The organism is Serratia sp. CY74737 (assembly GCF_052166775.1).
Taxonomy (GTDB): Bacteria; Pseudomonadota; Gammaproteobacteria; order Enterobacterales; family Enterobacteriaceae; genus Serratia; species Serratia ureilytica.
This window is the reverse complement of the sequence record NZ_JBJNOF010000021.1, coordinates 37,566-56,551: the sequence shown is the minus strand read 5'-3', so window position 1 is coordinate 56,551 and position 18,986 is coordinate 37,566. Positions and strand designations below refer to the sequence as shown.

Sequence of the window (18,986 nt, the reverse complement as noted above, 5' to 3'; positions counted from 1 at the left end):
GAGAAGAAGAGTGCAAAGGTCTTTGTAACAGGAGAGACGCGTTATGCCAACAGGCACAACGCGAAATCAGCACAATACGTGGTCAAACGGGGTCAGGCGGAGAGTTTGATCAGTTTTTCTTTGAAATCATCGGCGGGTTCCAGCCCCAGTTCCATGGTCGCCAGCAGTTCGCCCAGGCGGCGATGGAAGTCGCGCAGGGTGTCTTCCAGTTTGGCGTTCACTTCATCATCCTTAATGTTTTGCGTCGTCCAGTTGCCTTCCTTGTCGAACAGGCCGAATTGGTACGAATAGGTGAAGCGCGCCTCTTCCGCCTGCAGCTCCATCCACCAGCCCCAGAACTCACGCTTCTCCGGAGCGGGCTTTACATTGACGCAGACGGCCAAACAATCAAAGAAAAACCGGTCGTTCTCACATTGCCCTTCACGCAGGTACGGCCCCAAGCTGGCAAAACGTTTCATTAGTCGGCTTTTAGGGTGACCACTCGGTAACGTCATTCTCTAACCTCCTCAATGTAGACCACTCTTTTTAACAAACTGTTAAAATTTAGCAACTAATTAACGCATTTTGTCCTTCAGCCAGCCGGACATCTGCAGCAGCGCCCGATGGAAGCTGTCGTAAACCGGGGTACGCGGGATGGCGACCAGCTTGCCGCTCACCGAGGAGGTGACGATCAGCTGCGACTCCTCTTTCGGGCTGAGCGTATCGCGCTCCCAGTAGCCGGAGATCATCGGCGTCGGGCAGCGGCGCCCCAGCAGCCCCTGCATTTTCAGCGAGTAGCTGTTCAGTTCCACCTTCAGCACGTTGTCCGAGGCGTTAGCCATGCCCATGCGGCTGGCCAGCACGTCCATATACATGTCCGGCACGTTCAGCTGGGTGCTGCTGTCACACAGCAGGCGATGCACCACCGGCCCCAGGCAGGCCACGCCGCGCAGCCGCTGCGGCTCCAGGTAGGCCAATCGCACCGCCACGTTGGCGCCGAAGCGGAAGCCAAAGGCGCTCACCCGCTGATGGTCCACCCACGGCACCGAGGCCAGCTGGATCAGCACCTGTTGGTGCAGGTAGCTGGAGTCCTGCGTCAGCTTCCATTTGCAGGAGGAGCCGATCGACGGCATGTCGAGCGTCAGCATGGCGATGCCGTGCGGCGCCAGGTAATCGCGGAACAGGCGGTGGTAGTCGGTCTGCAGCGTGTCAAGGCTGCCGCACATCAGCACCGTCGGGAACGGCGCTTCGCCCTTCTCGGGCATGTGCAGGAAACCGGTGACGCAGCCGCCGCCTTCGATGCGGAACTCCAGCTCTTTCAGCTGATACGGCAACAGCAGCGCCGCCTCTTCATAAGCGCGGTTGGCGAGCATCTCCGCCTGTTCAGCCAGCTCGTCGCCCTTCAGGTGCGGGTAACCGGCGATGCTGTACAGGCTCGCGGCCTTCAGCCAGTACTCGCCGCCGAGCAGCGGATCCTGCTGTTCCGCCGCCCGCTGCTGCCACTGCATGCCCTGATGGATCCACTCGTAGATCCAGTTGCCGTTGCGGTAGCCCACCACGGTATCCAGCCGCTGCGGATTGCTGCGCTCGGCGTCCGAGGCGGCGATGCGCGCCAGCACTTCGTGGATTTCGATCGGGCTGACGCCGCGCCAGGCCCACAGCAGCGGATTCAGCATGCGGTACCAGTTGCCGGTGGTGTCGCCTTCCAATGCGGAATGCATGGCGGCGCTCACTTGGTTGCGCGCGCGCAGCACCAGCGTCGAGGTTTCAGGGTGTTTGAATTTAGGCTTGAAAAGAATTTCAGAAAGGTTGGCCTGTGCCATGGTAACAACAGCCTCCGTAAATCTGGCGATAGGCCGCAAAAGGCCTACTTAACTGGAGGTAGTGTACCTAACTCTGGCGGGATAAACCAAGATAACGCAAACGCCCGGCATAACCGGGCGTTGACTTGGAACTGGCTGGGCTTAGCGACCGCCGATAGGGGGAACGAAGCTGACGCCCATGTCCCACGGCTGTTCGATCCAGGTATCCTGCGGGATGTCGACTTCGTAGTCGTCCACCAGCGGACGACCCGCAGGCTTGGCGAATATGGTGACGAAATGCGCTTTCGGGTACATGTCGCGGATCGCTTTCGCGGTGCCGCCGGTATCCACCAGATCGTCCACCACGATGAAGCCTTCACCGTCGCCTTCGGCGCGCTTGAGCACTTTCATTTCGCGCTGGTTGTCATGGTCATAGCTGGAAATGCAGACGGTATCCACATAGCGGATGCCCAGCTCGCGCGCCAGCAGGCCCGCCGGCACCAGGCCGCCGCGGCTGACGGCAATGATGCCCGTCCATTTGTCGGCAGGCAGCAGGCGGTGCGCCAGCTTGCGTGCGTGTATTTGCAGCATATCCCAGGTAACAACGTATTTTTCGCTCATAGAATCGTGTCCCAGCCGGCTGGTGAAGCGGCTTACTTTATAGTTCAGGGGAAAAAAGGTTGCGCGAGATTATAGAGACTGGCCGCGTTGAATTCCAGTTGTACCGAGGAAAACCTCGCGATTTCCGCCGGGCGGCTTTTCGGTGATTGATGCTGAAAAAACGAGCGTTCCCGCAGCGAAGCCGTGTGATCAAGCGCTTAAACCGCACAATACGGGGCGCGCACCGCCGGAAATAAAGTGATATTCTCTGACGATCGTGCCACGACGCACAGATACCCGCTCACCTTAACCGCGCGGCACGCCCGTCCTGTCGGAGCTTGCCGTCACAGGAGACTTATAGTGTCTGAATTGTCTCAGCTTTCGCCACAGCCGCTGTGGGATATTTTCGCCAAGATCTGTTCTATCCCGCACCCTTCTTATCATGAAGAAGCGCTGGCGCAGCACATCCTCACCTGGGCCAAAGAAAAGAACCTGCACGCCGAGCGCGATCAGGTCGGCAATATCCTGCTGCGCAAACCTGCCACCAAAGGCATGGAAACTCGCAAGCCGGTGGCGCTGCAGGCGCACCTGGACATGGTGCCGCAAAAGAATAACGACACCGTGCACGACTTCGCCAAGGATCCGATCCAGCCTTATATCGCCGGCGAGTGGGTGAAAGCGCGCGGCACCACGCTGGGTGCCGATAACGGCATCGGCATGGCCTCCGCCCTGGCGGTGCTGGCCGACGACAGCGTTGAGCACGGCCCGCTGGAAGTCCTGCTGACCATGACCGAAGAGGCCGGCATGGACGGCGCCTTCGGGCTGCAGCCGAACTGGCTGCAGGCGGACATCCTGATCAATACCGATTCCGAAGAGGAAGGCGAAATCTATATGGGTTGCGCCGGCGGTATCGACTTCATCACCACCCTGCCGCTGCAGCGCGAAGCGGTACCGGCCGGTTACCAAACCCTGAAGCTGACGCTCAAGGGCCTGAAAGGCGGCCACTCCGGCGCCGAGATCCACGTCGGGCTGGGCAACGCCAACAAGCTGCTGGCGCGCTTCCTGTTCGCCCATGCGGCGGCGCTGAACCTGCGCGTGCTGGATCTGAACGGGGGCACCCTGCGCAACGCCATCCCGCGTGAAGCCTCCGCGGTGGTTGCGGTGCCGGCGGACAAGGCCGACGCGCTGAAAACCCTGAGCCAGGAGTTCCTGGCGGTGCTGCAGAACGAACTCTCCGCCAAAGAGAAGAACATCACCGTGCTGCTGGAGCCGACCACCAGCGCTTCGCAGGCGCTGAGCGCCGAGAGCCAGCAACGCTTCCTGGCGCTGCTGAACGGCACGCCGAACGGCGTGATCCGCATGAGCGACGCGGTCAAAGGCGTAGTGGAAACCTCGCTGAACGTCGGCGTGGTCACCACCAGCGAAAACGAAGCGGAAATCATCTGCCTGATCCGCTCCCTGATCGACAGCGGCAAAGATTACGTGGTCGAGATGCTGACTGCGCTGGGTCAGCTGGCCGGCGCCAACGTGGCGCCGAAGGGTGGCTACCCGGGCTGGCAGCCGGACGCCGACTCGCCAGTGATGCACCTGGTGCGCGAGCTGTATCAGGAGCTGTTCAACAAGACGCCGAACATCATGGTGATCCACGCCGGTCTGGAATGCGGTCTGTTCAAAAAGCCGTATCCAAACATGGATATGGTATCGATCGGGCCAACCATCACCGGCCCGCACTCGCCGGATGAGCAAGTGCATATCGAAAGCGTCGGTCTGTACTGGAAGCTGCTGACCTCGCTGCTGAAAGCGATCCCTGAGCGCGCGTAAGCCGCGCGCTTAACGCAAAAAGCCGGCGACTCGCCGGCTTTTTTATTCCCAAGGCAGCGCCAGCTGCCGCTCCAGCTGCGGATCGAGCAGCGTCACATGCAGCCCCACCAGCCGCACGCCGCGCCCTTCGCGCCGCTCGCGCCACGCCTGCCGCGCCACCTCCAGCAAATCCTGCCGGTTCAACACCGGGAAGACGTGCTCCTGGGTGGTTTGCTGAAAATCCTGAAACTTCAGCTTCACGCCCTGCCGGGCGATGTGCAGATCCGGCTTCACCTTGCGCAGCCGCATCACCAGCTCGGGATAGAGTTTGTCGATAATCAGCGTTTCGCAATCTTCCCAGTCGTGAATGTCTTCCGCCAAGGTGCGCTCCACCCCCACCGATTTGCGCAGCCGCTCAGGAGAGATTTCGCGCCGATCGATGCCCTGACACCGCTCCCACAGCACCCGGCCGAACTTGCCGAAGCGCTTGAGCAGCTGCGCCAAATCGTATTGCTGCACGTCGGCGCAGGTGATGAGCCCCACTTCCTCCAGCCGTTTGGCGGTCACCTTGCCGACGCCGGGGATCTTGCTGAGCGGCAGCTGCTGCAAAAACGCCGGCACCTGCGCCGGCGTGATCACGTATTGCCCGTTCGGCTTGTTCATCTCGGAGGCGATTTTGGCGAGAAACTTGATCGGCGCGACGCCGGCCGACGCGGTCAGGTTCAGCTCGTCGGCGATCGCCTGGCGGATCTCCTGGGCGATCAGCGTCGCCGAACCGTTGCATTGCGGGCTGTCGGTCACGTCGAGATAGGCTTCATCAAGCGACAGCGGCTCGATCAACGGGGTATAGCGGGCGAAGATTTCGCGGATGTGCAGCGAAGCCTCTTTATAGGCCGCCATGCGCCCCGGCAGCAGGGTGAGGTGCGGGCACAGCTTGAGCGCCATCGCCGTGGACATGGCGCTGTGTACGCCATAGCGCCGCGCCGGGTAGTTGGCGGTGCTGATCACCCCGCGCCGATCGGCGCTGCCGCCAATCGCCAGCGGAATATCGCGCAGGCTGGGATCGTCGCGCATTTCCACCGCCGCGAAGAAGCAGTCCATATCGACATGAATGATTTTACGCATCGCACCCTCCAGTAACACTGTATAAGTATACAGTTGGATACCGAAAGCTCAAGGCCGCGGAGCTCGAGGAAAGCGGCGTTTCCGCCAGATATTTCCGCGTTGTTAAAAAAGCTTAATTTTTCAATAGTATGATTTCCGCCATCCCGTGCGGCTCTCCACAACGATAACGACAAGGTATCCTACATGATCAGATTTTCTCATTTGCTGCTGGCTTCCGCGCTGTCGCTGAGCGCGCTGGCGGCCAGCGCCGCCGCCGGTCATGCGCCGGCGATCGTCGCCCACCGCGGCGGCACCGCCGATGCGCCGGAAAACACCCGCATCGCTATCGAAACGGCGTTGAAAAACGGCGCCGACGCCATTTGGATCACCCTGCAAGAATCCAAAGACGGCGTCATCGTGCTGTATCGCCCCTCGGATCTGAAAGCGTTGACCAACCGGCAGGGCCCGGTCTCTGCCTATACCGCCGCGCAGCTGGCCGAGACCGACGCCGGCTGGGCCTTCGCCAGAGGGGATGCGCACCCGTTCCGCGGCCAGGGCATCGGCATTCCGCGGCTGGACGACGTGCTTAAAGCGTTTCCGCACGTCACCTTCTATCTGGACATCAAATCCCCGGATGCCGATCCGGCGCAGTTTGGCCAGGCGCTGCTGGCGACGCTGGAGAGCACCGACAGCCTGAACCGCATCCGCGTCTACTCCACCGACGCCAAATACCTGCAGGCGCTGCCGCCGGCCATCCCGCGCTTTGAAAGCCGCGACGAGACCCGCACGCTGCTGGCCAACGTCACCATGGCGCACCAGTGCGACGTCAAACCGGATAACCGGCAGCCGCGCTGGTACGGGCTGGAGCTGAAACGCGAGGTGGAAGTGGTGGAGAAATATACCCTCGGCGAAGGGCGTTCGAAGGCGTTTCTGATCTGGGATAAAGAGTCGATGGACTGTTTCCGCTCGCAGGGCCCGGCGCACATCATCCTGTTCGGCGTCAACTCACCGCAGGAATATCAGCAGGCGCTGGCGCTGGGCGCCGACGGCGTGATGGTCAACTCGCCGGCCGAGGCGAAAAGCTTCCGCAAGGCGAAATAAAAAACCCGGCCAAGGCCGGGTTTTCGCTACAGAATGCGGTGCTTTTCCAACTGCTCGCGCCGCTGCGCCGCTTTGGCTTCGCGCTTTTTGCGCGCATCGCACGGCTCCGGGCAGTCGCAGACTTTCTCCATCCCCAATGCGGTGATGCCGCCGCAGCTGCCCTGCAGGCTTTTGCGTTTGAACACATAGCCCAGCGACATGCCGCCGACGATCAGCAGAAACAACACGAAGGTAGCGGCGAATACCGTCAACATAGCAACCTCACGAACGCTTTTTCAGATAGGGCTTGAACGCGTCTGAATAACGCTCCTCAAAGCCGTCGGCGGTTTTCACGATCATGAACACCGGGATGCCGAGCAGGTTGGCCAGCGCCATGCCGCGCTCCGGCCCCATCACGTTCAGGCCGGTGGACAGGCCGTCGGCGGTCATGCAGGTCGGGCTCAGCACGGTGATCGACACCAACCGATGATGGATTGGGCGCCCGGTGATCGGATCGATGGTGTGCGAATAGCGCACCCCGTCTTGCTCGAAGTAGTTGCGATAGCCACCCGAGGTGGCGATCGACATCTCCCCGGGTTGGATCACCAGCTGCGCCTGCTGCTGCGTACCGGCGGTCGGGCGCTCGATGGCGATGCGCCACGGCTTTTGTTCGCCGTTATGCCCGCGCGTGCGCACCTCACCGCCGATATCCACCATGTAGTTCTTCACATGCCGGGACTGCAGATATTCCGCCACCACGTCCACGCCATACCCTTTGGCGATCGACGACAGATCGACGTACAGCTCAGGGATGCTTTTCACCAGCGCGCTGCCCTGCACCGACAGTTTGTCGGCGCCGGTCCAGGCGCGGCGATGCTCCAGCTCCGCCTCGCTCGGCACTTTGTCCGGCCGCCCTTCCGGGCCGAAGCCCCACAGGTTGACCAGCGGCCCGACGGTCACGTCCAGCGCGCCATCGGTGACGCGGTTGATGCGCAGCGCTTCGCGCACCACTTCGGCGGTGGCCGGCGAAACCGGGAACGGCCGGTCAATGTCGCGGCTGGCGTTGAAGCGGCTCAGCTCGGAATCCGGCCGGTAGGTGGACATCTGATCGTTCACCTGCTCCAGCCGTTTGTCGATCTCCGCCTGCATCTCGCGCGCCGACGGCGTATCTTCGCCGGTCACGTAACGGATCGAATACGAGGTGCCCATGGTTTTACCCGTCAGGTCCACCTGTTCCGGCCCGCAGCCGGTCAGCAGCAGGGTGGCGCTCAGCGCCACGCCCGTCAGCCAGTTCTTCATCGCCAATGCGCGCATTTAGCCACCAAAGTCATCCAGCATGATGTTTTCGTCTTCGACGCCCAGATCTTTGAGCATCTTGATCACCGCGGCGTTCATCATCGGCGGCCCGCACATGTAAAACTCGCAGTCCTCCGGCGCCGGGTGGTTCTTCAGGTAGTTCTCCAGCAGAACATTATGGATAAAGCCGGTATAGCCGGTCCAGTTATCTTCCGGCTGCGGATCCGACAACGCCACGTGCCAGGTGAAGTTTTCGTTCTCCGCCTGCAGCTGGTTGAAGTCGTCTTCATAGAACATCTCGCGCAGCGAACGCGCGCCGTACCAGAAGGTGATCTTGCGTTTCGAGTTCAAACGCTTGAGCTGATCGAAGATGTGCGAACGCATCGGCGCCATGCCCGCGCCGCCGCCGATAAAGATCATTTCGGCGTCGGTATCCTTGGCGAAGAACTCGCCGAACGGCCCGGAGATGGTCACCTTGTCGCCCGGCTTCAGCGACCAGATATAGGAAGACATGATGCCCGGCGGCACGTCCGGATTGTTCGGCGGCGGCGTGGCGATACGCACGTTGAGCATGATGATGCCCTTCTCTTCCGGATAGTTGGCCATCGAGTAGGCGCGCACCGTGGTGTCGTTCACCGTCGAACGGTAGCGGAACAGGTTGAACTTGTCCCAGTCGCCGCGATACTCCTGCGGCACGTCGAAGTCGGCGTAACTGATGTCGTGCGCCGGCGCTTCGATCTGGATGAAACCGCCCGCGCGGAACGGCACGTCTTCGCCATCGGGGATCTTCAGCTTCAGCTCTTTGATAAAGGTGGCTTTGTTATCGTTGGAGATAACCTCGCACTCCCATTTCTTCACGCCGAAGATCTCTTCCGGCAGCTCGATCTTCAGGTTCTGCTTCACGTTCACCTGGCACGCCAGGCGGCACCCTTCTTTCGCTTCGCGCTTGTTGATGTGCGAGAGCTCGGTCGGCAGGATATCGCCGCCGCCCTCTTTGATCACCACCCGGCACTGGCCGCAGGAGCCGCCGCCGCCGCAGGCCGAGGAGACGAAAATTCCCTGGCTGGAGAGCACGTTGAGCAGCTTGTCGCCCGCCGGCGCATGGAAGCTTTTATCCAGATCGCCATTGATTTCCACCGCGATGTCGCCGGTGTTCACCAGCTTCGATTTGGCGAACAGGATCAGCAATACCAGCACCATCACGATGGCGGTGAACATTGCTACGCCTAAAATAATTTCCATAAATTCTTCCCGCCTTTACAACTGAACACCGGAGAAGGACATGAAGCCCAGCGCCATCAGTCCGGTGGTGATAAAGGTAATGCCCAGGCCGCGCAGCCCTGCCGGCACGTTGGCATACTTGAGTTTTTCGCGGATCCCCGCCATGGCGACGATCGCCAGCATCCAGCCGGTGCCGGAGCCGATGCCGTACACCACCGATTCGGCGAAGTTGTAGTCGCGCTGCACCATGAAGGACACGCCGCCGAAGATGGCGCAGTTCACGGTGATGAGCGGCAGGAAGATGCCGAGCGCGTTATACAGCGACGGGAAGAAGCGATCGAGGATCATCTCCAATATCTGCACCAGCGCCGCGATCACGCCGATGAAGGTGATGAAGTTGAGGAAGCTCAGATCGACGCCTTCCACCAGCGCGCCGTCGCGCAGGATCAGGTTGTAGACCAGGTTGTTCACCGGCACCGAAATGCCGAGCACGATGGTCACCGCGATACCCAGGCCAAAGGCGGTCGAGACCTTCTTCGACACCGCCAGGAAGGTACACATCCCGAGGAAGAACGCCAGCGCCATGTTCTCGACGAACACCGCGCGCACAAACAGGCTGATATAGTGTTCCATCGGCCTTTACTCCTTTTCGATCTGCGCCGGCTTCAGGGTACGCAGCACCCAAATCAGCAGGCCGATGATGAAGAACGCGCTCGGCGCCAGCAGGAACAGGCCGTTCGGCTGATACCAGCCGCCGTTCTGCACCGTTTCCAGCACCGGAACGCCGAACAGCTTGCCGGAGCCAATCAGCTCGCGCAGGAAACCGACCAGCACCAGGATCACCCCGTAACCCAGCCCGTTGCCGATGCCGTCCATAAAGCTCTCGATCGGCGGCGACTTCATGGCGTAGGCCTCGGCGCGCCCCATCACGATGCAGTTGGTGATGATAAGGCCAACGAACACCGACAACTGCTTGGAGATCTCGAACGCATAGGCGCGCAACAGCTGATCGACCACGATCACCAGCGAGGCGATGATCGCCATCTGCACGATGATGCGCACGCTGTTGGGAATATGATGACGGATCAGCGAGATGAAGAAGCTGGAGAATGCGGTCACCAGCGTCACCGCAATGGTCATCACCACCGCCGTTTCCAGCTTGGTGGTCACCGCCAGCGCCGAGCAGACGCCCAGCACCTGCAGGGCGATCGGGTTATTGTCGAACAGCGGCCCCAACAGGACCCGCTTTATCTCTTTGGAATCAGCCATTTTTCAACGCTCCTTCACGAACTTTTTTCAGGAACGGGCCGAAGCCGTGCTCGCCCAACCAGAAATCAAACGTATGCTGCACGCCGTTGGAGGTCAGCGTGGCGCCGGACAGGCCGTCCACCCCATGCACATCCCCCTGACGCGCGCCGCCTTTCACCACGCGGATCGCCGGCTGGCCGTTGTCGTCGAACAGCTGCTTGCCGACCCACTGCTGGCGCCAGGACGGGTTCTCGACCTCACCGCCCAGCCCCGGCGTTTCCCCCTGGTCGTAGTAGGTGATGCCTTTGACCGTGTTGCCGTCGTTATCCAATGCCACGAAGGCGTACATCATCGACCACAGACCGGTGCCGTATACCGGCAACACAATCTTGTTCACCTGGCCGCTTTCATCGCGCACCAGGTAGATTTCCGCCTGGTTGCTGCGGCGCTTGATGCCGGCCGGATCGTCGCCCGCGGGCAACGCCACGCTTTTGGCGTCGTCGCGCAGCGCGGCGCCCAGATCGAACGCCGCCGCCTTGCCGGCGACAAATTCGCCGCTGTTCAGATCCACCAGGCGCGGTTCGATGCGCTCGCTGTACAGGCGCTTGACCTGCTCGCTCTCCATTTTCGGCTGCAACAGGCCGGCTACGTCGAGAATATTGCGCTGCTTGTCGAGCAGCTTTTGCTCCTGCTGTTTGGACTTCAGGCCGACGGCGGAGCCCGCCACCACCACTGAACACACCAGACACAGCAGCAGCACTACCAGCAGCGTTTTACCGATGCCGTCGTTTTTCGCTTCATTCGCCACGGGCTTTTCTCCGCTTGATGTTGGCCTGCACCACCAGGTAATCGAACAGCGGCGCGAACAGGTTGGCGAACAGGATCGCCAGCATCATGCCTTCCGGATAGGCGGGGTTGACCACCCGGATCAGCACGCACATCACGCCGATCAGAATGCCGTACCACCATTTCCCCTTATTGGTGAAGGAGGCGGAAACCGGGTCGGTCGCCATAAAGATCATGCCGAAGGCGAAGCCGCCCAGCACCAGATGCCAGTACCACGGCATGGCAAACATCGGGTTGGTGTCCGAACCGATGGCGTTGAACAACAGGGCGGAAGCCACCATGCCGAGCATCACGCCGGCGACGATGCGCCAGGAGGCCACGCGGCCGAACAGGATAATCGCCCCGCCGATCAGGATCATCAGCGTGGAGACTTCACCGATGGAGCCGGGAATGTTGCCGAGGAAGGCGTCCAGCCAACTGATGGACTGGCCGGTGGCCACGTTGCTCAGGCTGTGCGCCCCGCCAGCGCTCCACTGCGCCAGCGGCGTCGCGCCGGAGAAACCGTCCGCGGAGGTCCACACCAAGTCACCGGAGATCTGCGCCGGATAGGCGAAGAACAGGAAGGCGCGGCCGGCCAGCGCCGGGTTGAGGAAGTTGCGCCCGGTGCCGCCGAAGATCTCTTTGGCCACCACCACGCCGAAGGTGATGCCCAGCGCGGCCTGCCACAGCGGCAGGGTCGGCGGCACGATCAGCGCGAACAGGATAGAAGTGACGAAGAAGCCTTCGTTGACCTCATGCTTGCGGATAATGGCGAACAGCACTTCCCAGAAGCCGCCGACGACGAACACCACGGCGTAGATCGGCAGGAAGTAACAGGCGCCCAGCACCATCTTGCTGACCCAGCCGGCGTCGGCCGCCAGCGAGGCGCCGAGCCACTGCGCCAGGCGATAATGCCAGTCGCCCGCCAGCACCTGTTGCAGCGCGTCGCCGCTGTACAGATGGTGCAGCGCCGGGATCGCCTGCTGGCCGACGTTGTACATGCCCCAGAACATCGCCGGGAACACCGCCAGCCACACCAGGATCATCATGCGTTTCAAATCGATGGCGTCGCGCACGTGCGAAGCGCCGCGCGTCACCGTGCCGGGGGTATAAAACACCGTGGTGGTCGCTTCATACAGCGGGTACCACTTTTCCAGTTTGCCGCCCGGCGTGAAGTGATGCTCTATCTTCTCAAAATAATTCTTCAGGCCCATCGGTTATCCTTCCTGCTCAATCTTGGTCAGCACCTCGCGCAGCACCGGCGCGTACTCATACTTGCCGGGGCAAACGAAGGTGCACAACGCCAGATCTTCCTCGTCCAGCTCCAGGCAGCCCAGCGCCTGCGCACTGTCGCTGTCGCCCGCCAGCAAATCGCGCAGCAGCAGCGTCGGCAAAATATCCAGCGGCATCACCCGCTCATAGTTGCCGATCGGCACCATGGCGCGTTCGCCGCCGTTAGTGGTGGTCGAGAAGGCGAACAGTTTGTTCTTCAGGAAATGGCCCAGCGTGGTGCGGGTAATGGAGAACTTGTTCGGCGACGGCACGATCCAGCCGAACAGCTCTTTGTCGCGCCCTTCTTCCAGCACCGACACCTGCGAGTGGAAACGGCCCAGCCAGGCGTTCGGCCCGGCTGCGTGCATGCCGTTCAGCACCGAACCGGAGATCACCCGGTTCTCGCCCTCTTTCAGGCGGCCGGCGGTCAGCTCATCGAGGCTGGCTCCCAGACGAGTGCGCAGCAGCGCCGGCTGCGTCACCTGCGGCCCGGCCAGCGCCACGACCCGGCGGGTGTCGAGCTTGCCGGTGGTGAACAGGGTGCCGATGGCGATCGCGTCCTGGTAGCCGATGTGCCAAACGGTTTTCTTCAGGCTGACCGGTTCGAGGAAGTGAATGTGGGTGCCCGCCAGCCCGGCGGGATGCGGGCCGGCAAATTCACTGTAGGCGATCTGCGGGCCGCTCTGCTGGCCAACCGAGGCGCCGGCGGCGTGGCATACGTGTACCTTACCCGCCGTCAGACGCGCCAAGACCACCAGCCCGGCGTTGAACGCCGCCTGCTGTTCGGCGATGATCACTTGCGGATCGGCGGCCAACGGTTGGGTATCCATCGCGGTGACGAAAATGGCGCGCGGTTCGCTGCCGGGGCTTGGCGTTTTGCTGAACGGGCGGGTGCGCAGCGCGGTCCACAGGCCGCTGGCGATCAGTTCGCTTTCGACCTGTTCGCGCGGCAGTTGGCTGAGTTCACCCAACGGATAATGCGCAAACTCGAGCTGATCGTCGCCGCCGTTTTCCAGCGCAATCACCACCGATTGCAAGACGCGCCGCTCGCCGCGGTTAATCGCGACGATGCGGCCGCTGGCGGGAGCCGTGAAGAAAACCCCGGGGTTTTTCTTATCTTCGAACAACGCCTGGCCTTTCTTAACGGTATCGCCTTCCTGCACCAGCATGGAGGGACGCATTCCGACATACTCTTCCCCAAGCAGGGCGACATGCTGAATGTTCGGGCCATCTTGGATCGCCTGAACCGGGGCTCCGGCTATCGGCAGATCTAACCCTTTTCTGATCTTAATCATAGGATTTATACGATGTAGTTTGGTTTACACGTCTGACCGGCCCCAGAGGCGGGTGCTGACGATGCCAGGATTGCCGGGCAGTGCGCACAACGGCACGCCCAACATGAACTTTCTCGCAGTGAAAAACTGGGGTAACGCGCATTCCCTTGAATCCCCCTTCCGTTGTTTGCGCGACAGTCGATGTGTTAACGGCATGTAGCCAAATAACCATCAAAACGGCCGGGTTATATGCAATAACTCTTGCCGGTTCAATCGCCACAGCACGTTAAATTGAAGAGAGAATATTAACATTGTTCGCAACATTGTTCTGCGTTCCGTCGTGACTTGTGTCAAGCAAACGCAATTAAATTTCGCCTGTTTTTCACTACTTATCGTTAAAATCTGCCGGTCATTTCACTTTTATCGAGCTTTGTCGTTTTTTTATACATATCACGTATTGCTAAAAATAAACGCGCTGGTAATCTGGCGGTGTTTTGCAGCAGTAAAAACAATAATCAGTGGCACGCTGGCCAATCTCATTGCGCCGGCAGATAAATATAAGCAGGAATAATAATGAGCAAAATCGCGCTGTTGTTTGCGATGCTTGTTTCTATGCCGATGATCACGGCCTGCAGCGCCAGCGAGCAGGTACCCGAAGCGCCGGTAGTTAAACAGCAATTATTGGGGTCGCCGGTCTATATTCAGATCTTCAAAGAGGAACGCAAGCTGGAATTGTATGCCAAAATGGGCAATGAATTCCGCTTGGTCAATACGTTCCCGATCTGTAATTTCTCCGGCGGGCTGGGTCCTAAACGTCGTGAAGGCGACTTTAAAAGTCCGGAAGGCTTTTATAGCGTTGACGCGCGCCATCTGAAACCCGACAGTAAGTATTATCGGGCGATCAATATCGGTTTCCCTAATGATTACGATAAGTCGCAGGGCTATTCCGGCGCTTATCTGATGATCCACGGCGAATGTAAATCGATCGGCTGTTACGCGATGACCAACACCTATATGGATGAGATCTATCGCTACGTCGAAGCCGCCTTCGCCTATGGCCAAAGCCGCGTCGACATCAGCATCTACCCGTTCCGCATGACCGAACAGAACCTGAAGCGCCATGCGTCATCCAGCTATATCGCCTTCTGGCGCCAGCTGAAGCCGGGCTATGATTACTTCGCGAAGAACCACCAGCCGCCGATGATGACCGTGGACAACGGCCAGTATGTGCTGGGTCAACCGTTGATGAGCAGCGGCCAGATGACGCAGTACGCGTCAACCAGCCCGACGCCCAACACCAATCCCTTCGCTCAGAACAAGCCGCTCACCGAAGTGAAATAACGCGAACTCGCCTGGCTCAATCTTGTGCCAGGTTTCGTTGGCGGTCAGCGGTTGGGTGGCGATCACCGTGACCACATCGTTCGGTGTGGTCTGCTGCTGAAAATCGATCTCCACGTCCTGATCCAGTAGCGTCGCCTTGCCGAACGGCGCGCGGCGCGTGATCCAATACAGGTTGGTGGAGCAATAGGCCATCACGAAGCGCCCGTCCGACAACAGCATGTTAAATACCCCTTTCTTGCGCAGCTGGCTCGCCAACAGGCCGATATAGCGGAACACCGCCGGCCACTGGCTCGGGGTGCGCGGGTATTTCAGCGCCAGCTGATGCAGCAGCCAGCAAAACGCGTATTCGCTGTCGGTCTGGCCGACCGGGCGAAACGTGCCGGTATCCAGTTGGCGATAGCCTTTCAATTGGCCGTTGTGCGCGTAGGTCCAGTTGCGGCCCCACAGTTCGCGGGTGAACGGATGGGTGTTTTCCAGCGCCACTTCTCCGCGGTTGGCCTGGCGAATATGGGACACCACCGCGCAAGACTTGATCGGATAGTCCTGCACCAGGCGGGCGATCGGCGAGTTGAAGCTGGGCTGCGGATCCTTGAATGTGCGGCAGCCGTTCCCTTCATAGAAGGTAATGCCCCAGCCATCCTTATGCGGCCCGGTGCGGCCGCCGCGCTGTACCAGGCCGGTAAAGCTGAAGCAGATATCGGTCGGTACGTTTGCGCTCATCCCGAGCAGTTCACACATCGCCAGCACTCCTTAACCACACTGACATACGCTGTGCGGGCGCGGCATATATGCGGCGCCCGCTGTCTTATTCCTGGGGGAGCCGCAGCCCCCCGAAGGCTATCAAGCCTTAACCATCTCTTTTTCGATCAGTTGAATCAAGATGTGAATCGCTTTGATGTGGATTTCCTGAATGCGATCGGCGTAGCCGAAGTGCGGCACACGGATTTCCACATCGGCGGAACCCGCCATTTTGCCGCCGTCCTTGCCGGTCAGGGTGATCACTTTCATCCCCTTGGCGCGCGCCGCGTCGATGGCCTTGATGATGTTGCCGGAGTTGCCGGAGGTGGAAATGCCCAGCAGCACGTCGCCTTCGCGGCCCACCGCTTCCACATAGCGGGAGAACACATACTCATAGCCGAAGTCGTTGCTGACGCAGGACAGATGGCTCACGTCCGAGATGGCAATCGCCGGGTAGCCCGGGCGGTTTTCACGGTAGCGGCCGGTCAGCTCTTCGGCGAAGTGCATCGCGTCGCAATGGGAACCGCCGTTGCCGCAGGAGATCACTTTACCGCCGGCTTTGAAGGAGTCCGCCAGCAGCACCGCCGCGCGTTGGATGGCGTCGATGTTGGCGTCGTCATTGATAAATTTCGCCAGGGTATCAGCCGCTTCGTTCAGTTCACTGCGAATAAGGTCGTGGTACATGAGGAACCTCTTGTTATCGTCAAATCTTCCGCTCCGCAGTGTACCGGATCGCGGAAACAGCGAGAAGCATTCTCAGCCAAACAGCGCGCCGGTTAAGGAAGCGGAGAGGTTTTTGATGATTGGTGCTGTCAGTTTGTGACCTGAGTTGTAATTAAACTGTAAACGCATTGATAAAAATTCTGCCTTGTACTAAAACCTATTACATACACACAACAGGTCAGACCTCTTACTACTTCGGAGCTTCTTATGATGGTTCTTAGTATTGTCGTTTTACTGGCTCTCCTCGGCGTGGTGTTCTACCACCGAGTGAACCTTACCCTCAGCAGCCTGATCCTGGTAGCGTACACCGCCGCCATGGGCGCGATCGGCCTGTGGAGCTTCTGGCTGTTGCTGCCGCTGGCGATCGTGCTGCTGCCGCTTAACCTTTCCTCTGTGCGTCGCTCTCTGCTCTCCGCGCCGGCGCTGCGCGCCTTCCGCAAGGTGATGCCGCCGATGTCCACCACCGAGAAGGAAGCGATCGACGCGGGCACCACCTGGTGGGAAGGCGATCTGTTCCGCGGCGCGCCGGACTGGAACAAGCTGCACAGCTACCCGAAACCGCGCCTGACGAAAGAAGAGCAGGCGTTTATCGACGGCCCGGTGGAAGAAGCCTGCCGCATGGCCAACGACTTCCAGATCACTCACGAACTGGCCGATCTGCCGCCTGAACTCTGGGCGTACCTGAAAGAACACCGTTTCTTCGCGATGATCATCAAGAAAGAGTACGGCGGTCTGGAATTCTCCCCATACGCTCAGGCGATGGTGCTGCAAAAACTGGCCGGCGTTTCCGGCATCCTGGCGATCACCGTCGGCGTGCCGAACTCCCTCGGCCCAGGCGAACTGCTGCAGCATTACGGTACCGAAGAACAGAAAAACCACTATCTGCCGGGCCTGGCGCGCGGCGACGAGATCCCTTGCTTCGCGCTGACCAGCCCGGAAGCGGGCTCCGATGCCGGTGCCATTCCAGACGTCGGCACCGTGTGCATGGGTGAATGGCAAGGCAAGCAGGTGCTGGGCATGCGCCTGACCTGGAACAAGCGCTACATCACGCTGGCGCCGGTCGCCACCGTACTGGGTTTGGCATTCAAACTGCATGACCCGAACCGCCTGCTGAGCGACAACGAATCCCCGGGCATCACCTGTGCGCTGATCCCGACCAGCACGCCGGGCGTGGAAATCGGCAACCGCCACTTCCCGCTGAACGTGCCGTTCCAGAACGGCCCGACCCGCGGCACCGACGTGTTCGTGCCGATCGATTACATCATCGGCGGCCCGAAAATGGCCGGCCAGGGCTGGCGCATGCTGGTTGAATGCCTGTCGGTCGGTCGCGGCATCACCCTGCCGTCCAACTCCACCGGCAGCCTGAAATCCATCGCCCTGGCGACCGGCGCCTACGCGCACATTCGCCGTCAGTTCAAGATCTCCATCGGTAAGATGGAAGGGATCGAAGAGCCGTTGGCGCGCATCGCCGGCAACACCTATGTGATGGACGCCGCCGCTTCGCTGATCACCTACGCGCTGGTGCAGGGCGAGAAACCGGCCGTGCTGTCGGCCATCGTCAAATACCACTGTACGCACCGCGGCCAGCAGTCGATCGTTGACGCCATGGACATCGCCGGCGGTAAAGGCATCATGCTGGGCGAATCCAACTTCCTGGCTCGCGCTTATCAGGGCGCACCGATCGCCATCACGGTGGAAGGTGCGAACATCCTGACCCGCACCATGATGATCTTCGGTCAGGGCGCGATCCGCTGCCATCCTTATGTGCTGGATGAAATGGCGGCGGCGCAGAACAACGATCTGAACGCCTTCGATAAATCGCTGTTCGGCCACCTGGGCCACGTCGGCAGCAACAAGGTACGCAGCTTCTGGCTGGGCCTGACCAACGGCCGCACCAGTGCCACGCCGACCAAGGACGCGACCCGTCGTTACTATCAGCAGTTGAACCGCCTGAGCGCCAACCTGGCGTTGCTGTCGGACGTTTCCATGGGCGTGCTGGGCGGCAGCCTGAAGCGCCGCGAGCGCATCTCCGCTCGCCTGGGGGATATCCTCAGCCAGATGTACCTGGCTTCCGCCGTGCTGAAACGCTTTGACGACGAAGGCCGTCAGAAAGAAGATCTGCCGCTGGTGCATTGGGGCGTGCAAGACAGCCTGCATAAAGCCGAACAGGCGCTGGATGATCTGCTGCGCAACTTCCCGAACCGCTTTATCGCCGGCGCGCTGCGCTTCGTGGTCTTCCCGTTCGGACGCGTGCATACCGCACCGTCCGATCGCCTGGATCATCAGTTGGCCAAGATCCTGCAGGTGCCTTCCGCCACCCGCAGCCGTCTGGGGCGCGGCCAGTACCTGACGCCGAGCGAGCATAACCCAATCGGCCTGCTGGAAGCGGCGCTGGCCGACGTGATGGCCGCCGAGCCGATTCACGAACGTCTGTGCAAGGCCGCCGGCAAAAACCTGCCGTTCACCCGTCTGGATCGTTTGGCGGAGCGCGCGCTGGAAGAAGGCAAGATCAGCGCCGACGAAGCGAAGATCCTGGTGAAAGCCGAAGAGAGCCGTCTGCGCTCCATCAACGTGGACGACTTTGCGCCGGATGCGCTGGCGGCCGCCAAGCAGGAAAAGCCGGCGGCGCAGTCTAAGCGCCAACAGCAGACCGAAGCGGCTTAACGCCAATTCCTACTCCACG

The 18,986-nt window shown here is 60.6% G+C and carries 18 protein-coding genes; 4 read left to right on the top strand and 14 right to left on the bottom strand.

Going from position 1 to position 18,986, the window contains the following annotated elements; translation table 11 throughout:
* Positions 1-92: 92 nt before the first annotated feature.
* The 3 genes from crl to gpt form a co-directional block, all read right to left on the bottom strand.
* Positions 93-494 (bottom strand): sigma factor-binding protein Crl, encoded by a 402-nt coding sequence (gene crl, locus ACJ8PE_RS23785; protein ID WP_033651027.1) that lies wholly within the window; start codon positions 492-494, stop codon positions 93-95.
* A gap of 60 nt (positions 495-554) precedes the next feature.
* Positions 555-1,802, bottom strand: a complete 1,248-nt coding sequence (gene frsA / locus ACJ8PE_RS23780; protein ID WP_197793216.1) for an esterase FrsA — start codon at positions 1,800-1,802, stop codon at positions 555-557.
* 141 nt (positions 1,803-1,943) lie between these two features.
* Positions 1,944-2,402: a xanthine phosphoribosyltransferase gene (gene gpt, locus ACJ8PE_RS23775; protein ID WP_033651025.1), complete on the bottom strand. Its 459-nt coding sequence runs from the start codon at positions 2,400-2,402 to the stop codon at positions 1,944-1,946.
* Positions 2,403-2,741: 339 nt separating this feature from the next.
* On the opposite strand from gpt, the gene pepD reads away from it, so the two are divergent.
* Entirely contained in the window at positions 2,742-4,202 is a 1,461-nt protein-coding gene (gene pepD, locus ACJ8PE_RS23770; RefSeq protein ID WP_197762006.1) for a beta-Ala-His dipeptidase, read from the top strand.
* 42 nt (positions 4,203-4,244) lie between these two features.
* On the opposite strand, the gene dinB is transcribed toward pepD, so the two are convergent.
* A complete protein-coding gene (gene dinB, locus ACJ8PE_RS23765) occupies positions 4,245-5,306 on the bottom strand; it encodes a DNA polymerase IV (protein ID WP_442536892.1) in 1,062 nt (353 codons plus the stop codon).
* 183 nt (positions 5,307-5,489) lie between these two features.
* On the opposite strand from dinB, the gene ACJ8PE_RS23760 reads away from it, so the two are divergent.
* A complete protein-coding gene (locus tag ACJ8PE_RS23760) occupies positions 5,490-6,386 on the top strand; it encodes a glycerophosphodiester phosphodiesterase family protein (RefSeq protein ID WP_442536891.1) in 897 nt (298 codons plus the stop codon).
* Between the two features lie 26 nt (positions 6,387-6,412).
* Here ACJ8PE_RS23760 and nqrM read toward each other — a convergent pair whose 3' ends face one another.
* From nqrM to ACJ8PE_RS23720, 8 genes are read right to left on the bottom strand one after another with little or no spacing between them, the layout of a single operon-like run.
* Positions 6,413-6,640 carry a (Na+)-NQR maturation NqrM gene (nqrM, locus tag ACJ8PE_RS23755; RefSeq protein WP_016928987.1) on the bottom strand — a complete coding sequence of 76 codons (228 nt, stop codon included), beginning with the start codon at positions 6,638-6,640 and terminating at the stop codon, positions 6,413-6,415.
* 7 nt (positions 6,641-6,647) lie between these two features.
* Complete coding sequence (locus tag ACJ8PE_RS23750) at positions 6,648-7,679, bottom strand: FAD:protein FMN transferase (protein ID WP_197793219.1); 1,032 nt, start codon at positions 7,677-7,679, stop codon at positions 6,648-6,650.
* Positions 7,680-8,903, bottom strand: a complete 1,224-nt coding sequence (nqrF, locus tag ACJ8PE_RS23745; RefSeq protein ID WP_033634097.1) for an NADH:ubiquinone reductase (Na(+)-transporting) subunit F — start codon at positions 8,901-8,903, stop codon at positions 7,680-7,682. It abuts the gene before it with no gap.
* Between the two features lie 15 nt (positions 8,904-8,918).
* Positions 8,919-9,515, bottom strand: a complete 597-nt coding sequence (gene nqrE, locus ACJ8PE_RS23740) for an NADH:ubiquinone reductase (Na(+)-transporting) subunit E (RefSeq protein WP_015376732.1) — start codon at positions 9,513-9,515, stop codon at positions 8,919-8,921.
* 6 nt (positions 9,516-9,521) lie between these two features.
* Positions 9,522-10,151, bottom strand: coding sequence for an NADH:ubiquinone reductase (Na(+)-transporting) subunit D (locus ACJ8PE_RS23735; protein ID WP_004930232.1), 630 nt, complete (start codon positions 10,149-10,151; stop codon positions 9,522-9,524).
* The gene (locus tag ACJ8PE_RS23730; protein ID WP_033641975.1) at positions 10,144-10,938 is read right to left on the bottom strand and encodes a Na(+)-translocating NADH-quinone reductase subunit C; all 795 of its coding nucleotides are present in this window, start codon (positions 10,936-10,938) and stop codon (positions 10,144-10,146) included. The genes ACJ8PE_RS23735 and ACJ8PE_RS23730 overlap by 8 nt, the downstream gene beginning before the upstream one ends.
* Positions 10,928-12,169, bottom strand: coding sequence for an NADH:ubiquinone reductase (Na(+)-transporting) subunit B (locus ACJ8PE_RS23725; protein ID WP_016928991.1), 1,242 nt, complete (start codon positions 12,167-12,169; stop codon positions 10,928-10,930). The genes ACJ8PE_RS23730 and ACJ8PE_RS23725 overlap by 11 nt, the downstream gene beginning before the upstream one ends.
* Before the next feature lie 3 nt (positions 12,170-12,172).
* Positions 12,173-13,522, bottom strand: coding sequence for a Na(+)-translocating NADH-quinone reductase subunit A (locus ACJ8PE_RS23720; RefSeq protein ID WP_046897654.1), 1,350 nt, complete (start codon positions 13,520-13,522; stop codon positions 12,173-12,175).
* A gap of 552 nt (positions 13,523-14,074) precedes the next feature.
* Between ACJ8PE_RS23720 and dpaA the strand changes: the two genes are divergently transcribed.
* A complete protein-coding gene (gene dpaA, locus ACJ8PE_RS23715; RefSeq protein WP_033641973.1) occupies positions 14,075-14,842 on the top strand; it encodes a peptidoglycan meso-diaminopimelic acid protein amidase in 768 nt (255 codons plus the stop codon).
* On the opposite strand, the gene ACJ8PE_RS23710 is transcribed toward dpaA, so the two are convergent.
* Positions 14,777-15,580 (bottom strand): class II glutamine amidotransferase, encoded by an 804-nt coding sequence (locus ACJ8PE_RS23710; protein ID WP_019454310.1) that lies wholly within the window; start codon positions 15,578-15,580, stop codon positions 14,777-14,779. The genes dpaA and ACJ8PE_RS23710 overlap by 66 nt on opposite strands.
* 102 nt (positions 15,581-15,682) lie before the next feature.
* A complete protein-coding gene (gene lpcA / locus ACJ8PE_RS23705) occupies positions 15,683-16,264 on the bottom strand; it encodes a D-sedoheptulose 7-phosphate isomerase (RefSeq protein ID WP_004930220.1) in 582 nt (193 codons plus the stop codon).
* Between the two features lie 246 nt (positions 16,265-16,510).
* Here lpcA and fadE point away from each other — a divergent pair, with 246 nt between their 5' ends.
* Positions 16,511-18,967, top strand: a complete 2,457-nt coding sequence (fadE, locus tag ACJ8PE_RS23700) for an acyl-CoA dehydrogenase FadE (RefSeq protein ID WP_197762020.1) — start codon at positions 16,511-16,513, stop codon at positions 18,965-18,967.
* The last annotated feature ends 19 nt before the right edge of the window (positions 18,968-18,986 follow it).

What these genes read in the sequence shown, in the direction of transcription:
- crl (WP_033651027.1), bottom strand. Translation starts at nt 494, where the DNA reads ATGACGTTACCGAGTGGTCACCCTAAAAGCCGACTAATGAAACGTTTT.
- frsA (WP_197793216.1), bottom strand. Translation starts at nt 1,802, where the DNA reads ATGGCACAGGCCAACCTTTCTGAAATTCTTTTCAAGCCTAAATTCAAA.
- gpt (WP_033651025.1), bottom strand. Translation starts at nt 2,402, where the DNA reads ATGAGCGAAAAATACGTTGTTACCTGGGATATGCTGCAAATACACGCA.
- dinB (WP_442536892.1), bottom strand. Translation starts at nt 5,306, where the DNA reads ATGCGTAAAATCATTCATGTCGATATGGACTGCTTCTTCGCGGCGGTG.
- ACJ8PE_RS23760 (WP_442536891.1), top strand. Translation starts at nt 5,490, where the DNA reads ATGATCAGATTTTCTCATTTGCTGCTGGCTTCCGCGCTGTCGCTGAGC.
- nqrM (WP_016928987.1), bottom strand. Translation starts at nt 6,640, where the DNA reads ATGTTGACGGTATTCGCCGCTACCTTCGTGTTGTTTCTGCTGATCGTC.
- ACJ8PE_RS23750 (WP_197793219.1), bottom strand. Translation starts at nt 7,679, where the DNA reads ATGCGCGCATTGGCGATGAAGAACTGGCTGACGGGCGTGGCGCTGAGC.
- nqrF (WP_033634097.1), bottom strand. Translation starts at nt 8,903, where the DNA reads ATGGAAATTATTTTAGGCGTAGCAATGTTCACCGCCATCGTGATGGTG.
- nqrE (WP_015376732.1), bottom strand. Translation starts at nt 9,515, where the DNA reads ATGGAACACTATATCAGCCTGTTTGTGCGCGCGGTGTTCGTCGAGAAC.
- ACJ8PE_RS23735 (WP_004930232.1), bottom strand. Translation starts at nt 10,151, where the DNA reads ATGGCTGATTCCAAAGAGATAAAGCGGGTCCTGTTGGGGCCGCTGTTC.
- ACJ8PE_RS23725 (WP_016928991.1), bottom strand. Translation starts at nt 12,169, where the DNA reads ATGGGCCTGAAGAATTATTTTGAGAAGATAGAGCATCACTTCACGCCG.
- ACJ8PE_RS23720 (WP_046897654.1), bottom strand. Translation starts at nt 13,522, where the DNA reads ATGATTAAGATCAGAAAAGGGTTAGATCTGCCGATAGCCGGAGCCCCG.
- dpaA (WP_033641973.1), top strand. Translation starts at nt 14,075, where the DNA reads ATGAGCAAAATCGCGCTGTTGTTTGCGATGCTTGTTTCTATGCCGATG.
- ACJ8PE_RS23710 (WP_019454310.1), bottom strand. Translation starts at nt 15,580, where the DNA reads ATGTGTGAACTGCTCGGGATGAGCGCAAACGTACCGACCGATATCTGC.
- lpcA (WP_004930220.1), bottom strand. Translation starts at nt 16,264, where the DNA reads ATGTACCACGACCTTATTCGCAGTGAACTGAACGAAGCGGCTGATACC.
- fadE (WP_197762020.1), top strand. Translation starts at nt 16,511, where the DNA reads ATGATGGTTCTTAGTATTGTCGTTTTACTGGCTCTCCTCGGCGTGGTG.